The sequence below is a fragment of the Martinezella rhizogenes genome (genome assembly GCF_027460065.1).
In the GTDB taxonomy this organism is placed as follows: domain Bacteria; phylum Pseudomonadota; class Alphaproteobacteria; order Rhizobiales; family Rhizobiaceae; genus Agrobacterium; species Agrobacterium rhizogenes_C.
The window spans coordinates 154,906-175,586 of record NZ_JAPYZZ010000006.1 but is presented as its reverse complement, the minus strand read 5'-3'; the positions used below and the strand labels follow the sequence as shown (position 1 = coordinate 175,586).

Sequence of the window (20,681 nt, the reverse complement as noted above, 5' to 3'; positions counted from 1 at the left end):
TCGAATGTATTGACGGTATATTGAGGCACTTATTGATATGTAATGTTTCTAAAAAAGCAGCAACAGAATTAACATTGTGAAAATAGTTATTACAAGAAACAGGTAAAACACATTACGGCGTACGATACAACTCCCAAGGAGATCACAGGCACGCAAGGAATACATGGAAACACTGACAAACTCATAGATAAAGGTGGCCCGCAGCGAAGCTCAAGCCGCTTGGGCTTCTTTCTTCAGGGTGACTATAGCAGGCTTCATTACGCCCTCTTCGCCTTTCTGGTTCTGCCCTGAGAGTCGCAGGGTTAGGTCTGGCTCCGGTGACGGTGCCGGCGAACGTGGTATCAGACGGCCATTTTTGCTGAACTGTGTGGTGCCGCAAGCAACAACGTCATAGGAGCGGTATCCAGTGCCTAGCCGCACAAAGAAGGTGCAGGCTACATCCCTCCCATAAAGGTTTGTCACTTTTAACTCCAGCAAGTGAATGAACAAGGTACTTGCGAAAATGGCGATGAAGCATTCCAGATCAGGTTCTTCCATGGGGCGGTGCGGCCAAGCAAGGTTGTGAGCACGGACCATTTCCTGGACGGCGAGCTCGCTACGATAGGGTTGAATCGTTGTCGCCAGCACGGCCTCCGATCCAAATATAATGGATTTTTCCTTCAGCACTTTCTGCATCTTCTCGCGAGAAAGGTAGACAAATACATGTTGGTCCCTTTCTCTCGCCAGATCCGGGTGATCCACAAGCATAGGAGGATGATAACATACTTTGTTCTTTAGAAGCTGGGCCAGTTGTTTAAGTATAACCACCGCTGGAGGGTTTTCCTCTAGCTCAAGCACACCTTGAGCCCACCTATTCTGGAAATCCATGAGGGTTTTGCTATAGACTTGGCTATAGGTGATAAAAGCATATTGGATTTCCTCGAACAAGTTAATCTGGCTCCAAGCTTTTGTTAGATCTCGTGGTTGAAAGCGCGAAAGGAATAGCACTCGAGGAGCCATTGTGATGTGAGTTGGAGAAAGTTGTGCGGCAAGCTCTAGGGCCATTTAAAGTACGCCGCCGGCAAGTGGCACCAATCAGCCACAGTCTCTGGTCGGGAAAGCCAGATGCAATATGGTAACAATCGCCATTGCATCAAAATTGGTGCTTAAGACATGGGGCCTTAAAACCTGGATCAAGCGAAAACCAGTGTCTGCTTGATCATTCATGGGTATAGTGGTAGTGCGCTTGTTTTTTCTGTCTTTTTTGCTTGGCTTTAGCGAAAGAATGTCTGAAAGGTGCCCATAATGGGGAGGGGTGGGGTAAGAGCTTAAAGTTGGCCGGCTATTGGGTTTCGTGAAAAGCTGCATTGGCAAACGTATTTAATTGCCACGGCCACGATGCCTTTTTTTATGATGGAAATGTCAATTATTGCTGCAAATATTAATTGACCCGTTTTTCTAGATGTGCTTTGTTCCGGTAATATATAAGAAGATAAAGATCAGTAAATATTTGTATAACTCCAAATACATATAACATTAAAATGCAAATTTGGTATAAAAGTTAACAAGAAATACATTTGAGACCTATACAATTTAATATTGCTTACGTGGGGTTAAATTAGTCCATTATGGGTTTGCTATGGATGCCATCCTAATAAAAGTTTTAGATATGAAGCCCATCAATCGATTTAGAGCCCAAAAATCAAATAAGGCCGGTATCACTTAGCCAGAAGAATGATGGTGGTTAGTTAAGTGCTTTAAATGAAGGTCCCATGGAAAAGCGACACCTGTGTGGCTTCGGTGCCGACAGGCCTAACGTGGGTCCGGTTTGAAAAAAGTAAAGGCGATCCGCAGCATAAATAAAGGTAGGCGGGTGCGGCCATTATTAAAGGAAAAAGAAAGATGCTATTTACGATGCGCCACATTATTGGACAAAAATAGAACCTATACCCACCCACGCTTTTGCAAGCATCCAAACCCTGTCAGATAAAGTCAGTTAAAGCACGACACGTGACGGTTTATATTTTTTTAATAAGATGTGAAACGTGGAACATCGCCAGTCCCATCATTTATTAATATTAATTTTGCATCTATACCTAACTCAATGTCCAACCCATATACAGCAAATAACACCTATAAATGGTAAGGGAGCTTTCAGTTCTGGGGACAGCCACTACTGTTTCCTTCTTTGCTAACATGGCTGAAGTTGACCTTTCTGCTCTCTTTTCCAATCTCAGGGTCAAGGATGTAACGTCGAGCGATGAGCTAAAGAAACACATTCAGAGCGCCTCATATGAACGGAGTCGCTTGACCGAGCCGGGTGAGAACCAGCCGATGGATATTGAACAAGAGGGTGGTCCCCAAAGCCCCGGGATACTGTACCTCTACGTCGACTGCACGACGATGATGCAGTGCTTCCATGGACGGCACTTGCCCTACAATTGGAAGGGCGGCGCGTTCCTCACCAATCTTCCGCCGTACCAGAAGGATGTAAGCTTCAGCGAAGTGTCTCGAGGCCTTAGGGAGGCATCAGATGGCTTCGCATACGAGGATCCTGTCCGGAGCTCCTACTTCGCCGCCCTTGCTTTGCCGGGGCATGTCGCCAAGCTGGATGAGCAGATGGAGCTAACTTCGACAAACGGAGAGCCTCTGACCTTCGACCTCTATGCTGCCGACCAGCTTAGGCTGGAACCTCGTGCATTGGTGAGGCATGGGGAGTGCAAATTTGGAATGAACTGATGGCAACAGGCAGGTGTGACGGTGCCGAAGCCCGGTGGGTTTCAAGGTCTTTACGTGGTTTCCCAGTAAAAAATAAATGTAATAACATCATGTATCTTGGTTTGGTGTAACCGTCGCCCTAGATGCGATTTTCGTTTTTCCACTGAATGTATTTGTTTGCTTGAAATGAAACCTGCCTGTTTTGACATTTAGCTATGACATTCTCGGTTTATGTTTTTAATTGCTTTCGTCTTAAGGAAAATCCTTCACATAGCCGCAATATACGACCGAAGCTGGCCCACACGCCGTAATAGACGATTAGTTTGGCAAAAATAGCAATCAATGTCTCAAAAGAAGTCCCCACATTTTTTCATAATCCATGCAAAGTCGTCCTCCTTGAAAACTGATCAGTAACGACAAAGAAATTAGCCTACTTTAAAAAACCGCTATAGCATGAATTCAACATAAGGAAACCGAAAGTCAGAACGAAGACTTTTAATCTGGATTATTTGAACACCATAGCGACTGTTGGACAAAGTGTCATTTTCATGATTGTTGAATGATTTCTGTAGCAAATAGAAAACGTTATCAAACAACGTGGCCTTGGAGTAATCACCGGAGAAAAGGACCATGCCCAGATAATTTGGGTTGCTGACACTGGTGACCACCCACCTTTAAATACCTTCCCCTCCGATGCATTTTTGCCAAGCTAAACAAACCTAAAGTGGCATTCGAATGTCTCTTTCTTCCGGTAGCTCTCGACGGTTTCATGTCGATGATTTTCGTTGGATCAAGGAGCCCACTCGATTGAAGGCTCAGCTTATGAATGTGGTGGAGGCCTATAAGTCCGCGCGAACAGAGACGTTAAAGTACTATATACCATCTGCAACTGAGCATAGCACTCATGTAGAGGCAGCCAATGTCAATGAGATGGAAATGGAGCTGCATCCGGCTGGGTTTACGTTTCCGTTGTCCTTCATCTTTACCTCCCTGGCCCAGGCGAAAGCCTGCAAGGAGACCAGGCAACTCCAATACATGGCACAGTCGGATGGGGAATTGCTAGCCTGCGCCATTCCTCCATATCAGACAAATGTATCCATGGCTGCATTAAGGGAAATCCATAACTCCGTTTCGGGAGGAGCGTACCAGGGACAAGGAGCGATGGATTATTTTGTGGCAATCATCCCAAATGAAAATTTCGACTATCAAAGCTGCCAAATCGAGACACGAAGTGGTGGCAAAGGACTTTGCAAGATTTATAGCAGGGAACTGGGAGGGCCTTTGGCTTATGACGCAATACTGGCAATTGGCAAGGTGCTGCTGGAATAAACGGTGCGCCGACGATCCGGCGGGGGGTTCGATTTATATTTTGCACTATGTTACTGAACTTATATCGTGCTTGTTTCGTTGTGGCTCCTATGTGGCGGCCAAGTCATTTGTGTTAGAATAAAAAAGTTGGCATTAAGTCTTACTGTAGCTCTGTTTAGGTGTTGAAATATTCGTGTAATGAATGTTGTTGCGTCTCTGCCGCTTATAGGCGATTATTGTTCATGATGGCATTCCGATGCGGTCAATAATAGTAACGGTTACATGTTTTTGTTATGGCAACATTTTTATAAATTTATTGGTGATTAAATCGACATTCGATAATAACACTGAAAGATAACAACATTATAATAACGCTGCGCGCGTGATACAAAGTTTATTCGATACCCGGTAGCCCGGTACACTTAGAGATAACATGACAGAAGTCGAGAGAGCACGCAGGTTGTAGCCAAGGGAGTGACTTGCCGGTGGTCGAAGCAAAGTTGTCAGGTGTTCAAAACAAAGTTGCGTTGAGCAAAGGAGCATGAGGACTTTGCCGGAGAAGCGGGTGTTTGTAATGGGTGGGCTCCTTGCTGTAACTTTCATCGAGCATAGCCATTGGGGCGATTTCAGGACAAGGATAAACGACCGTTTGCAGGCCCGTGAAATGGAAGCGCAAATTTGCCCGTCGGCAGACGGCCAGGACGCCTTGTTTAAAGGGAGTCACTGAGATCTTGAGAACGATGAGGATGCCCTCCCGGCCATCGGTGACCCGCACAACGGCCCGTCGGTTCGCCATTGCTGCACACGCATTCCAAATTCATAAAACCTGGCTTTATAGCGTGTCGATTTTCAGTGCTCTTGATTGAAGAGCATTTAATATTCAAAAGGAAGCTTAGTGGACATCGAACAAAGTGGCTGAAGGCCAGCTTTTTAAAAGTTAGAATCCACTAGATAATCAACAATATCTACAAAGCATCGAATTCGGCTCAAGCACGAGGCTGACGCGGATGCCACTCGATTGCTAGTGGAAGGGTTCCTGTTTTCTAGCGTATCGAATTCACCGCTCACTATATGCTTTCCTGATTGGTTGATCTGCGGGCCCACCATTGACTACCACCAATATCGAAAGTGGGGCTGCTTCGATTGTTATGCTATATGTGAGATTCTCTTCGCAATACATGCAAGTTGGCAGATTCGGATAATCTCAATTGAGCTTAGTTCTTTATTTATTTATTTCGCATCTCGAAAAAGTTTCCAGAAATCAATAAAGAGGAGGTCAGGTGTTTAAATAGGTTGCAGCTGTGCTCTAAAATGATCAAAAGAGAATTTAGAGATTGAGGCACAAAACACTAATCCTGCTAAAGTATAAGCATGGAAGATGAGTTGGAAGATGAGTTGGAGCGTCAATTGCAAGCCATTTCCCTCATTACAGTCTTAGGTCCGGATGTGAAAGCTGAGCTTGAGGCGGCACTACTAGACTACCGCGACGATCTCGAAATCTGGAAAAGCCACGGTTACCCAGTGGTGGACCTCGATCAGACCGTGACGGTCGACAAGCTTCTTTACATGTATTTGGATCGAGCAACAGCAGACTGGTGTGTAAAGCATCGCTGCCTCCCTTTCAACAGTAGCAATTCAGCCGCAAAAGTGACCTCGCTGCCGCCATACCTTGCAGGCGTGGCAAGCGCTGAGGCGTTTGAGAAACTCAACTCCATTGTTGATGGGGGTGCTACCTTCCGTTCTGGTGAGCCTCCTGGCTACTTTGTGGCGCTCCCGTTCAGCAGCAGTTTCAAGAAAGCCGGCGAGATATCTGTGCGGACAGTGGACGGCGAGTGCGGCCCCTTCGATGTCTTTACCCGGCAGCGTCAACCACAGGATCAGAGTCATATGTTTTTTAAATGTGAAGAGATTGTATGTGCTGGAAAGAATGTATTTGTGTAATGATCTGCATAAATGTAATGTATTTTGACATAATGTTGTATTTCCTGGGTTATTTAATAAAAAACGTTGGTTTGTTTCGTTCGCATTTCAAATAATTTGACGAATTTATTCAGCAGCATATATAAAAATCAAACTTTAAAGGCGCGAAAAGAAATATTTATTTTATTGATTCGTACGATAATGGATAGAAGTACATAGTTGTTGCAAACTGTCGCAGGTTGAGAGATGACACCGTGGGAGAGAGCCAAGTTAAGTGACTTGCCGGAGAACTGACCATACAACCTAGCCTATGCCGCCTTCTCATAAAGTTTGGCTGCCAGGATCTCGTAAATTTTCGCAGCAACCGCGATGTCGTGACTAGCAAGACCAACCGGCATGAACGTGGCGGGTCCTTTCCAGTCCTCAAGTTCCTTCATGAGTGTTTTGTCACAGAGCACTTCTGCGTAGTTCTTAACACCGTCAGCCCTTCCATGCTCCGTCAGTTTCATGCCTCGCCTGGAGTAGTAAAGACTTAGAGGATCAACGTTACGCGCTTCCATCGCAACTAGATCATCTCCGACAAGCAGCCCCCCTTCTTCCAACAGGACATCGAAGTAGTCGGCTGGCATATCGTCTATTCCCAGAGATAACGTCACGGCATTACGGGCTATCTCGTGGGATTCAAAGACGGGCATTCCCGCGTTCGTCGCGGTTATAACAAAATTTGCTTTTGGCAATGTGCTTCGATCATGGACAGCATCCAACCTGAACCCAACCTTCGATCCGAGCTTCTCTACCATGGCTTGGTTAGAAATTCCATTGCGGCTTAGGACTGAAACGCACTTGATTCTACTCGCGGCGCCTTGATCAAGGGAAAGAATGACAGCCTCCGCGATAGGACCCGCTCCGAACAGGAACACTTCGACGTCCTGTTTGCCTCGCAGCAAAAGGTTCATACATGCGAGCGCAAACCAGCCAGTCCGGCCATTTGAAACTGGTAGACCTTCAAGAGAGATGAGCCGTCGGCCGCTTGCCTTGTCGCGAAGCAGGATGTCCACGTGACGTGGCGGTTGCCCAATTTCTGAATTGCACGGCGAAAAGTGAATATTTTTCACGCCGGAGTATTTTCCAAAGAATCCAACCAGTGCTCCTTCCCTCGAGCCATTCGCATCGCTTTCGAACGGAACGTAAACTTTCTTATGGCCGACCTGGCCGTTTGCGAAGGACTCCCAGTAAGTAGCCAGCGCTTCATCCACGAGAGCGGGGGTGACGAATACACCATGAACCGCTAGGTCGGACTCTGACCAATGCATCTTCGATAGTTGCGAGGCCATGTTGAGAGTGTTGAAATGCTATCTTTTTGAAATGGCTATGTGCTTAGAAACCGTTCAACGAGGGTATTTAAAGACCGGGCCAAGCTTGTGAAAATGACGCAGCACCGTGTGTTGGGAGTGGGTATTGATGATAGGATTTGCGCTGGCAGGTAATCATGAACAAGTGCATCACTAGTGGATGTTCCAATAAGCACATGCTTTTGCGACGTGTTGCAGATTCTCTAAACAGCGTTTCTATTGGCCCTTTTCGCTAGTGGGCATTTTTGAGCAAACAGCTTTGCATCCCATCGTGGCCACGTAATGCATGATTGTCCCGTTTGGGTAGATACAAGGAATTTTCGATCGGCGTTTATCCAACGGTTCTTTAAGCCTGATCCAGTGGTACCTAATCTGCTACCAGGCGTTATGGAACTTGCTTTGGCAGGATATATCAATTTGTCACGTGTATCTGTTTAATTGTTCGCGTGTTCGTTCGTGCGTTAATCTGCTGGAATGTTCGTAGAAGGCCTTAGCGCACTGAATGCAGGCCGCTCTGAGCATCAATATAATGCGGATGCCTGTTCCTCGTGTGACGTTGGTCGAGCTCCATTGCGCCATTGATGCAATCAAGTGTGAGCGCGACGAACAACCCACCTTTTGTGAATGAGGCCGCGAGATAAGCTCCTGCATCGATAGGAGCGGAATGGAATGGTTGGAGATCGCGCTGATGCCATGCTTGAAGTCATGGATGAAGGCATGCATGAAGCCAGGCATGAGGGAAAGTATCGTCGGATCGAGGTGATCACCGGTCGGAGCCAGCGGCGGAATTGGACTTATCAGGAGAAGGCGCGGATTCTTGCAGAAAGCGCGGAACCTGACGTGAACATCTCGGCCGTTGCCCGGCGCCGGGGCGTCAATCGCGGCTTGCTGAACGTCTGGCGTCGGGACGCTGGGCTGACCTCTCAACGAACTGCGAAGGCCGGCGTGCAGCAGACGATGTTCGTGTCGGTGACGGTGGTTGGCGATCGAAGGCCTCCCGGAAGCTCGCCGTCGGATGTCGCCCACTTGGCCGCAGGTCGAATTGAGATCGAAATTGCTGGCGCGCGCATGACGGTTATCGGCTCGGTAGCGCCTGAGCTGGCACAAGCGATGGTGGCATTGTTGCGAGGTCGCCGGTGATCGGAGTTTCGCCAAATGGTGTGAAGATTATGGTTGCGACGCAACCTTTCGACTTCCGGCGCGGCATGAATGGCCTGGTGGCTTTGGTGACGTCAGCCCTTGCGGCCGATCCGTATTGTGGCGACGTGTTCTTGTTCCGCGCCAGGCGTCTGGATCGGATCTGATTGAAGGATTGTCACGCTCGAAATCTGCCAAGACCCGCGGGACCAGCTCAAAGCCATCAGCTGGCTTGCAAGCAACCTGATTTTCTCGACCCATTTGCGCGAGGCTAAGTCTGACGTTACCTAACGTCAACTGCGATAAGCAGAGAGGCACGAATTTGCGTGCACCACGGCTAAATTGATTATTGTGGTGCTTACCTACCGCATAAGACGCCGACAGAAGTGTCCCACCCCGGGCTGTGACACACGTTAGATCTCTGCTCAACGCGCGACCTACATTCGTTCAAATGGCAACCGGTCCACAGCCGCCCGCAAAGCAGCGCAGAATTCACCAACAAGCCTCGGGGGAGTCTTGCCGCTGGGTAGCGCTATTGCAAAGTGATAAGGCACTGCCGGAATGAACGGTTTTCTACAAAGATCGCGATCGCCATAAAAGCTTGCGGTGAAGGGATCGACCAGGCCTACGCCAAGTCCCTTGCTCACCAAGTCGCAAACACTTAGGGCGAGGGTACTTTCGATGTGGCGGGCGCAACTGACATTGCTTTCGGCAAGGACGGCATCAAGTTGCATTCGAAGAAGGCTGTTAACACCCAACGAGATGAGTGTTTCGCCTTCGAGATCGCCGGGAGTAATAAAATCCTTTTCGCAAAGGCGATGCGTTGTTGGAACGATGCACTCAGCGCAAAAGGTCGGCAAAGGTTCCATGACGACACCGGGATGGTCGGCTGTTGTGAAGGAAATGCCGATATCGAAATGATGTAGCGCTACCAGCTCGAGAACAGTTCGCGAGGAGTCGTCATGCAGATAGATCGAAACGTCGGGTCGATCTGCCACGAAGGTCTGAATGACTTCCGACATGAAGCTCATCGCGAGCGCGGTATAGCATGCCACCCGCACGGAACCGAGTTGCGACTTCCGAAGGTCATCGGCCACCTTTCCGATTCGATCGATACCATGGAAGTGCAAAGAAACTTCCTTGAACAGGATAACCGCCTCCGGTGTGGGGCGAAGCCTATTCCCAATTCTTTCGAATAGCCGAAAGCCCACTTCTTCTTCCAAATCTCGGACTAAGCGGCTGATCGCGGGCTGTGTGATACCCACCATATCGGCAGCCGACGTCATGCCGCCGGTGAGCATCACTGCGCGAAAGACCTCGAGTTGACGGGACTGCAACATTCGAAAGCTCACATCCTTCGTTCATTCTTACAGTTAGTTCACGCTGCTCGTCAAAGTGGCCTTCAGCGTAGGGACGGGTTCTAAATACGGCACGAAATCGGTCGCAACTCAATCCCTCCCAATAACATTTGCTTATAGGCGCATGCCATTTCATGTCCTTGTGATATCGATCATATGGTCTATCCTCGTGACCACGGGCTAAAGGAACCGCCCGCGCTGGACCGCAAACTTCCACGAAAAAGGATGGCGGCCAGGTGAACAGCGATCTCTTGAGGTGAACACATGAAGTACCGCACTATGCTGTCCACGGCGGCGTTTGCCGTTGCAATGATGACGTCTCCTGTGACTGGCAATGCACAGGAGCAAACCGTAAAGATTGCTACTGAAGGGGCGTACGCGCCGTGGAATTTCACAGAAGGCGGAACCCTGAAAGGCTTCGATATTGATCTTGCCAAGGATCTCTGCGCACGCGCCAAGCTTACCTGTGAAATCATTCCGCAAGCTTGGGACGGCATCATCCCCGGTCTCAACGCCGGCAAGTACGACGCTATCATCGCGGCGATGGGGATCACCGAAAAGCGCCGCCAGGCCATCGACTTTACGATCCCCTACGCTCGTGCACGCAACGGGTTTTTCGCAGAAAAAGGCTCAGATCTGGCAAAGCTGCCAGGGACTGGAGACATCGTCAACCTCGCAAAAGCCGATGATGCGACGAAGGCCTCTATCGAAAAAATGCGACCCTTGCTGAAGGGTAAGGTCATTGGCGTACAGACGTCGTCAACAAATGCCACGTTCCTCGAACAATATTTCAAGAACGAGGTTGAAGTCCGTCAGTACAAGACCAGCGAAGAAGCGGAGTTGGATCTCCTCTCCGGCCGCGTCGACGCGATTGTCCAATCCAACATTTCCCTCGCGACGACAAAGAAAGATGCAAAGTTCGACGCTTACGAAATTTATGGCCCGACGTTCTTTAACGGTCCGTTTGGCGCCGTGGGTATCGGCCTCCGTAAGGGCGATGAAAAGCTGAAGGCTTCGCTCGACAAAGCTGTGCAGGAAGCCATCGACGATGGAACCGTGAAGCGCCTGGCACAGCAATGGTTTGCGGTCGACGTCACTCCGGTCGGCGAATAGCGACCGATTGATCTGCGGCGGCAGGCCTCTGCTCGCCGCCTCTTCGCTTTAAGGTGAATGACGAAATGACCTGCTCACATAAAAATATTGGGGAATGTCGTCTCGGCAGTCTGATCTCGTGGATATCACGCGACGATTGGCCACGCGCGATGGGGGGGCTATGATCGACTATCTCACACTTATGGGCGTGGGACCGGACGGCTGGGGCGACGATCTTGCGTTTGGAGCTTTGGTTACGCTTTCTGTCGCCCTCGCCGGATTCTTGATCGGCGCCGTTTTGGGGTCACTTATTGCGTGGGCGCGAATTGCCGGCACTTTGCCCGTCAAACTCCTTGGCGAGGGGTATACGACCGTGCTGAGAGGTATTCCTGATCTCCTCGTCATCTACCTCTTCTACTTCGGGGGAAGCGCCGCGCTTGGAGCGATACTGGGTCTATTCGGGCATCAAGGTTTTGTCGCTATTCCATCATTCGCAGTTGGTGCCGCGGCTATCGGCGTTGTTTCCGCCGCCTATCAGGCTGAGGTCTTTCGGGGATCGTTCAATGCGCTCTCGAAAGGCGAGATGGAGGCTGCGCGAGCGGCCGGCATGCACAACGCACTCATGTTTCGACGCATCATAGTCCCGCAGTTACTCCGCCATGCGATACCTGGGCTCAGCAATGTGTGGCTTCTCGTGCTCAAAGAGTCTGCGCTGGTTTCGGTAATCGGGCTCGCCGAGCTCATGCGAACAACGCAGCTTGCTGCCGGATCGACGCGAATGCCGTTTGATTTCTTTCTGTTCGGCGCCGCGATCTACCTTGCAATCACCTTTGTATCGACCTTGGTATTTGCGCACATAGAGAGACGATCGCGACGCGGCTACCGGGAGGCAATGCAATGAACCCGCAATTCATTTGGGAAACTTTCCTGGCCCTTCTTGAGGGGGTCCCGGTCACGTTGCAACTCACTGCCATCTCAGTGCTGATGGGCATGATTCTGGCATTAGGCCTTGCGGTTTTGCGATTGAGCCAATTTTGGCTCGCTCGTTACTTTGTCGCGAGCTATGTGTTCGCGTTTCGCGGTTCGCCTATGCTGATCCAGATCTTCCTGATCTATTACGGGTTAGGACAGTATCGCGCCGTCCTTCAGGATCTACACCTTTGGTATCTGTTTCGCGATCCCTACTTCTGCGTCCTGCTTGCTTTGTCGTTGAACACCGCAGCCTACGGATGTGAGATCATCCGGGGAGGGCTGCAATCGGTGCCTGCACAGCAAGTCGAAGCGGGTCGGGCTTGCGGAATGTCAGGTTTTTTGTTGTTCCGCCGGATTACGCTCCCTATTGCGGTACGAAACATCGTTCCGATTTACGGGAACGAGATAGTGCTGATGGTAAAGGCGACATCCCTGGCGTCGATCGTCACTATCATGGAAATCACCGGTATCGCCGCCAAGTTGATCTCCGAGACCTACCGCGCCTTTGAAGTATTCACTGCGGCCGGTGCTTTGTACCTCATCATCAACTTTGTCCTCATGCGCATGATTGCCTTTGTGGAACGCCTTCTTTCACCGCATCTCCGGCGCTCAAGAAATGCCCCGGATCCACAGACCGCGATCATAGCAACACACTAAGTCCCATAGGGGGAGAAAATGACAGCAATTCCAGCCGTTTCATTGCGCGAAATCCGAAAGAAGTTCGGGCCGCTGGAGGTATTGAAAGGGGTGTCTTTCGACGCCAGAGAAGGTGACGTCATTTCGATCCTCGGTTCCTCCGGGTCCGGCAAATCGACAATGCTGCGCTGCATCAACATGCTTGAAGTTCCAACAAGCGGCTCGGTGAGTATCTGCGGAGAGGCGATCGAGACGCGGGTAAAAAACGGCACGACAAGGCCGGCCAATCAACGGCAGGTCGACCGCATCCGCTCGGAGGTGGCCATGGTTTTCCAAAGTTTCAATCTTTGGTCTCATATGACGATCCTGGAAAATATCATCGAAGCGCCTGTTCACGTTCAAAAGCGGTCCAGGCCGGAATGCGTTTTGGAAGCCGAAGCTCTTCTTGAAAAAGTGGGTATTGCCGGTAAACGACATGCGTATCCTTCAGAGCTTTCTGGAGGCCAGCAGCAAAGGGCGGCAATTGCCCGCGCCTTGGCGCAGAAGCCGAAAGTGTTGCTGTTCGACGAACCCACTTCTGCGCTCGATCCGGAACTTGTTGGCGAAGTACTGACAGTTATGAGAGGTCTCGCGGACGAGGGCCGCACGATGCTCGTGGTAACGCACGAGATGTCTTTCGCGAAGGAGGTTTCGGACCGGGTCCTCTTCTTGCACCAAGGCCAGATCGAGGTGGACGGACACCCTGAGGAGATCTTCAGAAAGGGTATCAATAATCACTTCGACCAATTCACCTCGAGGGTGCACTGACGTTCGAGCTGGCGCCTTCGCGCCTTAGAATTGAACGAGTTGTATCCCCTGCGTCGACCAGTTTCGGCGATCCGTCGCTATGCATTCGCATGCGGTGGTAGATTTGTGCGTATTCACCGTAGGCATTTTTGATGTTCAAGAAGCTGCATGAAGTCCGGGAAGAGGGTTTGACTGTCGTTGTTGACGGGGAGCCTGTTTCGGCTGAAGCGGGAGAGAGTGTAGCGGCGGTTTTGCTGCGTCTTGACCCTCTGTGGTCCCGCACGACGCCGGTGTCTGAAGAACGGCGCGCGCCTTATTGCATGATGGGCGTCTGTTTCGAATGTCTCGCGCTGGTCGATGGAGCCTCGGTCCAGACTTGTTTGGTCCCGGTCAAGGACGGGTTGCATGTCGATCGCCAACTCGGTCGCAGGAGGATCGCTTCGTGAGTCGTCGTGTTGATCTCTTGATCGTTGGTGCAGGTCCCGCAGGGATGTCGGCGGCGACAGTCGCGCGCCGGCATGGCCTGGACGTCCTTCTGGTTGATGAACAGCCGGCGCCTGGCGGGCAGATCTGGCGTAACATCGAACAGGTGTCAGGTACACCACGAATGTCGGTTCTCGGCAAAGCCTATGAAGAGGGGTTGGCCGTCGTGGGTGCGTTTCGTAAAAGCGGTGCAGCCTACGAGCCCGGCACTCAGGTCTGGCAGATCGAGGGCGGGGCCCGTGCTTTCATGACGCGCGACGGCGCAGCGACCTCGGTTGAGGCGGGCAACCTACTGCTGGCCACAGGTGCCCAAGAGCGCCCCGCGCCGTTTCCAGGTTGGACGTTGCCAGGGGTCATGACGATCGGCGCGGCGCAAATCGTGCTAAAGACATCCGATCAGATCCCGTCTGACCCGGTCTGGATCGCAGGCACCGGGCCACTGTCGCTTCTTTATGCAACTCAGCTCCTCAATGCAGGTGGCCGGATCGCCGGTTTCCTGGACACGACGCCGCCGGGCCGCATGGCAAGGGCCCTTCCGAAGTTCGCCGAGGCCGCGATAAGCGCACCGGCCGACCTCGTAAAGGGGCTAGGCTGGCTAATATTGTTGAAGCGGCATGTCCCGTTCATCTCCGACGTCGCCGAGATTGAGGCGATCGGCACAAACCGGCTGGAGCGGATCCGCTACGTTACGGCCAAAGGGCGTGGCGCGACGGTCGATGCTCGATTGCTATTCGTGCATGAGGGCATCGTCCCGACAATCCATCCGACGCTTGCGTTGGGATGCAAACATGTCTGGAACACCGACCAAGACAGCTTTGCCCCCGAACTCGATCCTTGGGGCGAAACGTCGGAAAGCGGCGTGTTTGTCGCGGGTGACGGTGCCGGCATCGGCGGTGCGACCGCCGCATGTCTGCGCGGAGAACTTGCCGGTCTTGGAATTGCGCTAAAGGCCGGCAGTCTTTCGGGGACCGAAGCCGACGCGGCGGCAAAGCCCATTCGGGCGAGATTGAAGCGTGCGCTTCGCTCGCGTCCCTTCCTCGACCGGCTCTATGGCCCGCGCGAGAAGATCTTCGTTCCAGATGACCAAACAATCGCTTGCCGTTGCGAAGAGGTGACTGTCGCCTCTGTGCGCGCTCAGATCGCGGGAGGGCGCCCAGGGCCAAATCAGGTCAAAGCCTTTACACGCGCTGGAATGGGTCCCTGTCAGGGTCGTCAATGTGGTTACACCATCGCACGGGTTCTTGCCGCGGCGGAAGGACGAACGGCTCCAGACGTCGGCCTCTACCGTATTCGACCGCCGCTCAAGCCGGTAACGCTTGGTGAACTCGCATCACTCGATGGCGCGGATCAAAAGCGATGACAGGAAAAGCACTGGACACTATTGTCATCGGAGGTGGCTTGCATGGACTCTCGGCGGCACTTCACTTGGCGCGCGCCGGCCGGAAGGTGATTATTCTCGAGCGTTCCTGGGTGGGCCGCCACTCCTCTGGCGGGACCGCGGCAGGCGTTCGCACGCTCAATCGCGATCCGGCCGAGCTTCCGATTTCATTGGAAGCCATGGATATGTGGCACCGGATCGAGACGATCGTCGGCGACGATTGCGGTTTTCATGCCAACGGCCAGATCGAGGTTGCCGAGTTCGAACACCATTTGCCCGAGATCGAGCAGCGCTATGCAATGACGCGAGCAGCGGGATACGAGAATGAAGAACTGATCGAGCGAGCAGAACTGCGCCGCTTGGTGCCTGCGTTAGCGCCGCATTGCGTCGGGGCCATCATAGCGCGTCGGGACGGGGCAGCCGATCCGCACCGCACGCTGAGGGCCTTCCGCCAGGCGACCGAGGCAGCCGGCGTCATGATCTATGAAGGGGCAGGGGTCACATCCGTCGAACCGGTCGGCGGCAACTGGCGAGTTCGAACAGAAACGCAGGACTTTGTCGCTCCAACTGTAATAAACGCCGCCGGCGCCTGGGCCGACAAGATCGCCACGATGGTCGGTGATAACGTTGAGGTGGGGCATAAGGCATCGATGATGATCGTAACGGAGCGGGTCGCGCCCTTGCTCAAACCGGTTGTCGGCGTTGTTGGTCGTCCACTATCGTTTAAGCAGTCCGATCAGGGGACGTTGGTGATCGGTGGAGGCCTGCAGGGGCGTGCTGATCTCGAAGCACAGCGGAGCTTCGTCGACTATAAGGAACTATCGCGCGGGGCGAAAGCTGCGACAGATCTGTTCCCGGCTGTCCGACAGGTCCGCATCGTGAGAACCTGGGCGGGGATGGAATCCACGCCGAAAGACAAATTGCCGGTATTGTGCGCCTCCCCGAACGCGACTGGCGTGTTTCATTCCTTCGGTTACTCCGGACATGGCTTCCAACTCGTACCAGTCTGCGGCGCAATCATAGCAGACCTCGTTATTCACGGCGGCACAAACAGGTCAATCGAAGCTTTCAATGTCGAAAGGCTGTTCAAACGTAGTGAGGCAGCATGAAGTTGATGTTGCTTCAAATGCTTCCCGGGCCGGTCCATCCCTGCAACGTGTCGATGATGGGAACCCGTTCGGTCGACCCCGAGGAGAGGCGCCGGGTTGCGGAGATCGGTATCGAAGTCGTCGACATGCGGGTTTTGGACGAGCAGGGGGGTCTTGCGCCCGTTGGAGGCTTTTCTCAATCGAGTGAACAAGACCAACGGCCGACTGCGCGATCTGGACGAGCGCGGGCGTACTGCCCGGCTGATGACCGATCTCGCCGCAAGCCTATTCGGCCGGCCAGTGTCGGATCGGGTGACAATAACATTTTGAGCAACTGGGTTTAGCCGATGCGTTCGAGGTCCGCATCTCGCATGCGAATGATTCCAATAACGCATGAGGACGGAAATGAAAGTTGGAGTAGCCGGGGCGGGATCGATCGCCATCGGATATGCGGCGTTTCTTCTAAAGAATGGGCATGAACCGATGATCTGGTCGCGGTCACGTGAAAGGACTGCCGCTTTCGCCGCCGGCACGCCGGTGAAGATCACCGGCGCGATAAACACCGCGTTCCATCCTCATATCTGCGCGAGCGCCAAGGAATTGGCCGAGGCCGATGTCATCGTGCTGGCGCTGCCTGCCTATGGCCACCGCTTCGTTCTCGACGCTCTTCTACCGCACCTCAGCACACGTCATTCGGTGATCATCAGCGCCCATCTTTCCTTTGCGGCGCTTTATCTCGCCAGCAAGTTGGCCGAGCGGCAGATCGAGATCCCGATCACGGCATGGAGCACGACTGTTCTGACCTGCAAGCCGCGGGCAGCGGATACGTTCAACATCGGTGCCATAAGGACAAAGGTCGATATGGCGACCGTGCCGGTTCGTTTCGCAGAGCGGGCGCATGGAACCTGTGTCGCACTATTTGGCGATCGCTTCGACGTGAAGGACGATATCCTCACGATTGCCTTGAGCAACCTTAATCCCCAGGACCACATGGGGATCGCGCTGTGCAATCTGTCGCGCATCGAGCGAGCCGAAGATTGGGGTCAGAATACTAATGTCACACCTGCTGTAGGCCGCTTCCTCGAAGCGCTCGACCTCGAAAGGCTCGCAATCGCTTCCGCCTTCGGCAAGACGGTCCGGTCGACCTTCGATCACTTCCGCTTGTCGTTCGACATATCCGGCGCATCCGTCTCGAAAATATCATCAATCCTTGCTGAGCGCGGAAGCGATCCTGCAGGCCCGAAGAGCCTTGACACCCGCTACGTGCTCGAGGACGTCCCCTTCGGTCTGATCCCGACCTTGCATCTGGCAAACGCCGCCGGTGTGCCGGCACCTTTGCATGAAAGTGGTGTCCGGATCCTGAGCGCCTGCTATGGACGCGACTTCTCCGAGGAAAACGACCTGCTTCCACACGTCGGCCCGCTTGACCTGCCCACACTCAAGGAGCGGGTGGTCACCGGGTACGCGGTCACGGCCGGACCCGCATGATCCGGCCTTGCCCGACAGTCCATCAAACTAAGAAGAGGTCAGAAGATGCCTGCAATTGCCAACCTCAATATCGTTCCGTTCATCAGCGTTGAAAACATGATGGACCTGGTGGTCAGCACCGGCATCGAGAACTTCATTGTCCAACTGGCTGGCTACATCGAAGACGATTTTCGTCGCTGGGAGAGCTTTGACAAAATTCCTCGGGTGGCCTCGCATTCCCGAGATGGCGTGATCGAGCTCATGCCGACCAGCGACGGCTCGCTCTATGGCTTTAAATACGTCAACGGCCATCCGAAAAACACGAAGTCGGGACGCCAGACGGTGACCGCCTTCGGCGTGCTCTCCGATGTCGATAGCGGCTATCCGCTGCTGTTCTCCGAAATGACAATCCTGACGGCTCTGCGAACGGCGGCCACCTCCGCGATCGCGGCGAAGTATCTGGCCCGCAAAAATGCGCGCACGATGGCGCTGATCGGTAATGGCGCCCAGAGCGAGTTCCAGGCTTTGGCCTTCAAGGCGCTCCTCGGTGTCGATCGGATACGGCTTTACGATATCGACTTGGAGGCGACTGCTCGCTGCAGCCGCAATCTGCAACGGTTTGGTTTCCAAATCGAGGCATGCAGCTCGGCAGAGCAGGCGGTCGAAGGCGCCGATATCATCACGACGGCGACTGCTGACAAGCATAATGCCACGATCCTCAGCGACAACATGATCGGCCCTGGCGTGCATATCAATGGTGTCGGCGGCGACTGCCCAGGCAAGACTGAGATGCATCGCGATATCCTGCTGCGTTCGGACATCTTCATCGAGTTTCCAGAGCAGACGCGGATTGAAGGCGAGATCCAGCAGCTCGCTTCCGATCATCCAGTGACCGAGCTGTGGCGTGTTATGACGGGCCAGGAAACCGGGCGGACGAGCGACAAGCAGATCACGCTGTTCGACAGTGTCGGCTTTGCAATTGAGGACTTTTCGGCGCTCCGGTACGTTCGAGATCAGGTGGAGGGGTCGAAACACAGCATCCCACTCGATCTTCTGGCTGACCCTGACGAGCCAAGAGACCTCTTTGGTATGCTCCTGCGCCGTGAAGCGCTCCTCGCGTCGGCCTAGTTCCGGAAGGGGGGCACACGACTACCCCGCTGGAGAACGGGAATGATACATTCATTCCCCAAGGATGAATTAGCAATGACCTTTCTCAACCTGCTTCCAATCTTGATGGTCGGCCCCAGTTCCATAAACTGGATTATCTGAGAAGTTATAACATTACTGCGTTGCCGAGGAGAATAAGGTGCTGTCACCACTCGAAAATGCATGCCTCCGGTGGGTGTCTCAAGACAGAACTCTAGCCGAAATCGCATCGCTAGAAGGCAAGACAATCATTGAAATAGAGCAACACCTGGAGCGCGCGATGATTTTGTTGGATGCCAACTCTATCAAGGAGGCGCTCGACAAAGCGGGCATTCCGCCATCTGAATGATGTTTGCGATGCTCGCCACTTTGAGAGGTCAGGCACGTTGGTGGACGAATTCCCGGAATTCCTAAGAAACACTCAGGCGGGCATTGGTGCGGGCTGTAGGGTATAGCCAAGCGACTTTGCCCTTCGTTCGAGATTGGTGAGGACGCGTCGGCGGTAACGCTCCTGGTAATAAGAGGCTCCTGGATCGCTGTATTCCATGCCGTGACGCAGCGTATTGTAGAACAGAACAGCGATTTTGCGGGCGGTGGCGGTGACCGCCTTGGCCTTGCCAACACGCGCGGACAAACGCCGAAAGAATGCCCCCAAGGCGGTCTGAGTGCGCCCGACCGCAACCGCGGCAAGCCGCAGTAGCGCCGCGGCCCGGCTGCCAGATCGTCGGGTTCGTGAGGACAGCACCTTGCCGCCGGAGATTTTGTTGCTTGGTGAGAGGCATAGCCAGGAGGTAAAGTGCTTGGCATCAGGCCAGGCCGAGAGATCGGTCCCGCATTCTCCGACCAATTTGAGCGCCAGATAAGGCCCGAGCCCATGAATCTGGGTGACGTCGCAGCCGAGCAATGCTTGCAGTGCGGCGCGAACATCGAAGGCTGGGCTATTGGATTGCTTCTTCGTTGTCCGTACGGGCGCCAGTTTGCCTACAGGGCCGCCGGACGAGGCCTTCCGCAACCGTTTCAAGACCGCCTCGATGCGCACGTCACACTGCGCCACTTTACCTTGGTAGACGTCGTACAACTCCAGCGCCTGGGTCAGCGCAAAGATGTGCTCTTCGCGATCATTGCCGACGAGCGCTTGACGGATCGTTTCCACAGACGCATGGCAGCGTGGGTCGCGATGGGTCGCCAGCTTCGCCGGGTCGCGCTCCCCGGCCACAATCGCACGGATGATGGCCATACCTGTCGCGCCGGTGATGTCTGTTACCACGTGGTGGAGCTGCAGATTCATTTGCGTCAGCGCCTTTTGCATGTGCTGGATGTGCGAGGCGGCGTAATCCAGCAAGCGTTCGCGCTGGCGCAGATAGGCGCGCAGGACGGCAACTTCGCCCTTCAGCCGGAAGCTGGCCCTCAGCAATCCGTATTCATGCAAACGCTGCAGCCATTGCGCATCGCTGATATCGGTCTTGCGGCCCGGCACATGCTTGGCATCGCGAGCGTTGACCAGGATGACCTCGAAGCCACGCTGGTCGAGTATCTCGAAAACCGGGATCCAGTAGACCCCCGTGGACTCCATCACCACCGTGCGCACGCCGCACTGCTTAAACCAGTCCGCCAACCGATGCAGATCGCCGGTGAAGGTTCCAAAACTGCGGACTGGCTCGGAAATCTTGTCGGGCCTGACGGCGGCTACGTGCATCGTCGCACCGATGTCGATTGCAGCCGCATCTGTGTGTGTGGGGGAAATATCGCGTTTGTTGCGAGACTTCATTGTTCCAGACATGGCAGGCTTCTCCTATTCGGTTGACGAATGGAGGGGCTGGGCTGTGCCAAAAGATCAAATTCCTAACCGGGATCGCCGCAA

General features: G+C 53.3%; 18 protein-coding genes and 1 pseudogene. 15 read left to right on the top strand and 4 right to left on the bottom strand.

What is annotated here, in order from left to right; genetic code table 11:
- Positions 1 to 210 precede the first annotated feature (210 nt).
- Positions 211 to 999, bottom strand: a complete 789-nt coding sequence (locus O8B93_RS11825; RefSeq protein WP_269710303.1) for a RolB family protein — start codon at positions 997 to 999, stop codon at positions 211 to 213.
- 1,119 nt (positions 1,000 to 2,118) lie between these two features.
- On the opposite strand from O8B93_RS11825, the gene O8B93_RS11820 reads away from it, so the two are divergent.
- From O8B93_RS11820 to O8B93_RS11810, 3 genes are all read left to right on the top strand, one after another.
- Positions 2,119 to 2,718 carry a RolB family protein gene (locus O8B93_RS11820; protein ID WP_269710215.1) on the top strand — a complete coding sequence of 200 codons (600 nt, stop codon included), beginning with the start codon at positions 2,119 to 2,121 and terminating at the stop codon, positions 2,716 to 2,718.
- Between the two features lie 714 nt (positions 2,719 to 3,432).
- Positions 3,433 to 4,026: a RolB family protein gene (locus tag O8B93_RS11815; protein ID WP_269710214.1), complete on the top strand. Its 594-nt coding sequence runs from the start codon at positions 3,433 to 3,435 to the stop codon at positions 4,024 to 4,026.
- Positions 4,027 to 5,376: 1,350 nt separating this feature from the next.
- On the top strand, positions 5,377 to 5,946 hold the full coding sequence (locus O8B93_RS11810; RefSeq protein ID WP_269710212.1) for a RolB family protein: 570 nt from the start codon (positions 5,377 to 5,379) through the stop codon (positions 5,944 to 5,946).
- 287 nt (positions 5,947 to 6,233) lie between these two features.
- Here the strand turns inward: O8B93_RS11810 and O8B93_RS11805 are convergent, their stop codons facing one another.
- Entirely contained in the window at positions 6,234 to 7,259 is a 1,026-nt protein-coding gene (locus tag O8B93_RS11805; RefSeq protein WP_269710210.1) for a hypothetical protein, read from the bottom strand.
- Positions 7,260 to 7,946: 687 nt separating this feature from the next.
- Between O8B93_RS11805 and tnpA the strand changes: the two genes are divergently transcribed.
- A complete protein-coding gene (gene tnpA, locus O8B93_RS11800) occupies positions 7,947 to 8,417 on the top strand; it encodes an IS66-like element accessory protein TnpA (protein WP_269710208.1) in 471 nt (156 codons plus the stop codon).
- Positions 8,414 to 8,578: pseudogene (gene tnpB, locus O8B93_RS11795) on the top strand (IS66 family insertion sequence element accessory protein TnpB); the annotation flags it as partial. The gene tnpA and the pseudogene tnpB, both read left to right, overlap by 4 nt.
- A gap of 273 nt (positions 8,579 to 8,851) precedes the next feature.
- On the opposite strand, the gene O8B93_RS11790 reads toward tnpB, so the two are convergent.
- Positions 8,852 to 9,754 carry a LysR substrate-binding domain-containing protein gene (locus O8B93_RS11790; protein ID WP_269710206.1) on the bottom strand — a complete coding sequence of 301 codons (903 nt, stop codon included), beginning with the start codon at positions 9,752 to 9,754 and terminating at the stop codon, positions 8,852 to 8,854.
- Positions 9,755 to 10,036: 282 nt separating this feature from the next.
- Between O8B93_RS11790 and O8B93_RS11785 the strand changes: the two genes are divergently transcribed.
- From O8B93_RS11785 to O8B93_RS11740, 10 genes are all read left to right on the top strand, one after another.
- The gene (locus O8B93_RS11785) at positions 10,037 to 10,885 is read left to right on the top strand and encodes a transporter substrate-binding domain-containing protein (RefSeq protein WP_269710204.1); all 849 of its coding nucleotides are present in this window, start codon (positions 10,037 to 10,039) and stop codon (positions 10,883 to 10,885) included.
- A gap of 160 nt (positions 10,886 to 11,045) precedes the next feature.
- Positions 11,046 to 11,765, top strand: coding sequence for an ABC transporter permease (locus tag O8B93_RS11780; protein WP_269710203.1), 720 nt, complete (start codon positions 11,046 to 11,048; stop codon positions 11,763 to 11,765).
- The gene (locus O8B93_RS11775) at positions 11,762 to 12,493 is read left to right on the top strand and encodes an ABC transporter permease (RefSeq protein ID WP_269710201.1); all 732 of its coding nucleotides are present in this window, start codon (positions 11,762 to 11,764) and stop codon (positions 12,491 to 12,493) included. Before O8B93_RS11780 ends, O8B93_RS11775 begins: the two co-directional genes overlap by 4 nt.
- 18 nt (positions 12,494 to 12,511) lie before the next feature.
- Positions 12,512 to 13,279 carry an ABC transporter ATP-binding protein gene (locus O8B93_RS11770; protein WP_269710199.1) on the top strand — a complete coding sequence of 256 codons (768 nt, stop codon included), beginning with the start codon at positions 12,512 to 12,514 and terminating at the stop codon, positions 13,277 to 13,279.
- Between the two features lie 131 nt (positions 13,280 to 13,410).
- Positions 13,411 to 13,704, top strand: coding sequence for a (2Fe-2S)-binding protein (locus tag O8B93_RS11765; protein ID WP_269710197.1), 294 nt, complete (start codon positions 13,411 to 13,413; stop codon positions 13,702 to 13,704).
- Positions 13,701 to 15,101 carry an NAD(P)/FAD-dependent oxidoreductase gene (locus O8B93_RS11760; RefSeq protein ID WP_269710195.1) on the top strand — a complete coding sequence of 467 codons (1,401 nt, stop codon included), beginning with the start codon at positions 13,701 to 13,703 and terminating at the stop codon, positions 15,099 to 15,101. The genes O8B93_RS11765 and O8B93_RS11760 overlap by 4 nt, the downstream gene beginning before the upstream one ends.
- Positions 15,098 to 16,228 carry an NAD(P)/FAD-dependent oxidoreductase gene (locus O8B93_RS11755; RefSeq protein ID WP_269710193.1) on the top strand — a complete coding sequence of 377 codons (1,131 nt, stop codon included), beginning with the start codon at positions 15,098 to 15,100 and terminating at the stop codon, positions 16,226 to 16,228. Before O8B93_RS11760 ends, O8B93_RS11755 begins: the two co-directional genes overlap by 4 nt.
- Before the next feature lie 384 nt (positions 16,229 to 16,612).
- Positions 16,613 to 17,695 (top strand): NAD/NADP octopine/nopaline dehydrogenase family protein, encoded by a 1,083-nt coding sequence (locus tag O8B93_RS11750; protein ID WP_269710302.1) that lies wholly within the window; start codon positions 16,613 to 16,615, stop codon positions 17,693 to 17,695.
- A gap of 45 nt (positions 17,696 to 17,740) precedes the next feature.
- Positions 17,741 to 18,802: an ornithine cyclodeaminase gene (locus O8B93_RS11745; RefSeq protein WP_269710191.1), complete on the top strand. Its 1,062-nt coding sequence runs from the start codon at positions 17,741 to 17,743 to the stop codon at positions 18,800 to 18,802.
- Between the two features lie 178 nt (positions 18,803 to 18,980).
- Positions 18,981 to 19,169 (top strand): helix-turn-helix transcriptional regulator, encoded by a 189-nt coding sequence (locus tag O8B93_RS11740; protein WP_269710189.1) that lies wholly within the window; start codon positions 18,981 to 18,983, stop codon positions 19,167 to 19,169.
- A 72-nt stretch (positions 19,170 to 19,241) separates the two neighbouring features.
- On the opposite strand, the gene O8B93_RS11735 is transcribed toward O8B93_RS11740, so the two are convergent.
- A complete protein-coding gene (locus tag O8B93_RS11735) occupies positions 19,242 to 20,600 on the bottom strand; it encodes an IS110 family RNA-guided transposase (protein ID WP_269710187.1) in 1,359 nt (452 codons plus the stop codon).
- Between the last annotated feature and the right edge of the window lie 81 nt (positions 20,601 to 20,681).

What these genes read in the sequence shown, in the direction of transcription:
- O8B93_RS11735 (WP_269710187.1), bottom strand. Translation starts at nt 20,600, where the DNA reads ATGTCTGGAACAATGAAGTCTCGCAACAAACGCGATATTTCCCCCACA.
- O8B93_RS11825 (WP_269710303.1), bottom strand. Translation starts at nt 999, where the DNA reads ATGGCTCCTCGAGTGCTATTCCTTTCGCGCTTTCAACCACGAGATCTA.
- O8B93_RS11815 (WP_269710214.1), top strand. Translation starts at nt 3,433, where the DNA reads ATGTCTCTTTCTTCCGGTAGCTCTCGACGGTTTCATGTCGATGATTTT.
- O8B93_RS11770 (WP_269710199.1), top strand. Translation starts at nt 12,512, where the DNA reads ATGACAGCAATTCCAGCCGTTTCATTGCGCGAAATCCGAAAGAAGTTC.
- O8B93_RS11805 (WP_269710210.1), bottom strand. Translation starts at nt 7,259, where the DNA reads ATGGCCTCGCAACTATCGAAGATGCATTGGTCAGAGTCCGACCTAGCG.
- O8B93_RS11785 (WP_269710204.1), top strand. Translation starts at nt 10,037, where the DNA reads ATGAAGTACCGCACTATGCTGTCCACGGCGGCGTTTGCCGTTGCAATG.
- O8B93_RS11765 (WP_269710197.1), top strand. Translation starts at nt 13,411, where the DNA reads ATGTTCAAGAAGCTGCATGAAGTCCGGGAAGAGGGTTTGACTGTCGTT.
- O8B93_RS11745 (WP_269710191.1), top strand. Translation starts at nt 17,741, where the DNA reads ATGCCTGCAATTGCCAACCTCAATATCGTTCCGTTCATCAGCGTTGAA.
- tnpA (WP_269710208.1), top strand. Translation starts at nt 7,947, where the DNA reads ATGGTTGGAGATCGCGCTGATGCCATGCTTGAAGTCATGGATGAAGGC.
- O8B93_RS11775 (WP_269710201.1), top strand. Translation starts at nt 11,762, where the DNA reads ATGAACCCGCAATTCATTTGGGAAACTTTCCTGGCCCTTCTTGAGGGG.
- O8B93_RS11750 (WP_269710302.1), top strand. Translation starts at nt 16,613, where the DNA reads ATGAAAGTTGGAGTAGCCGGGGCGGGATCGATCGCCATCGGATATGCG.
- O8B93_RS11755 (WP_269710193.1), top strand. Translation starts at nt 15,098, where the DNA reads ATGACAGGAAAAGCACTGGACACTATTGTCATCGGAGGTGGCTTGCAT.
- O8B93_RS11810 (WP_269710212.1), top strand. Translation starts at nt 5,377, where the DNA reads ATGGAAGATGAGTTGGAAGATGAGTTGGAGCGTCAATTGCAAGCCATT.
- O8B93_RS11780 (WP_269710203.1), top strand. Translation starts at nt 11,046, where the DNA reads ATGATCGACTATCTCACACTTATGGGCGTGGGACCGGACGGCTGGGGC.
- O8B93_RS11790 (WP_269710206.1), bottom strand. Translation starts at nt 9,754, where the DNA reads ATGTTGCAGTCCCGTCAACTCGAGGTCTTTCGCGCAGTGATGCTCACC.
- O8B93_RS11820 (WP_269710215.1), top strand. Translation starts at nt 2,119, where the DNA reads ATGGTAAGGGAGCTTTCAGTTCTGGGGACAGCCACTACTGTTTCCTTC.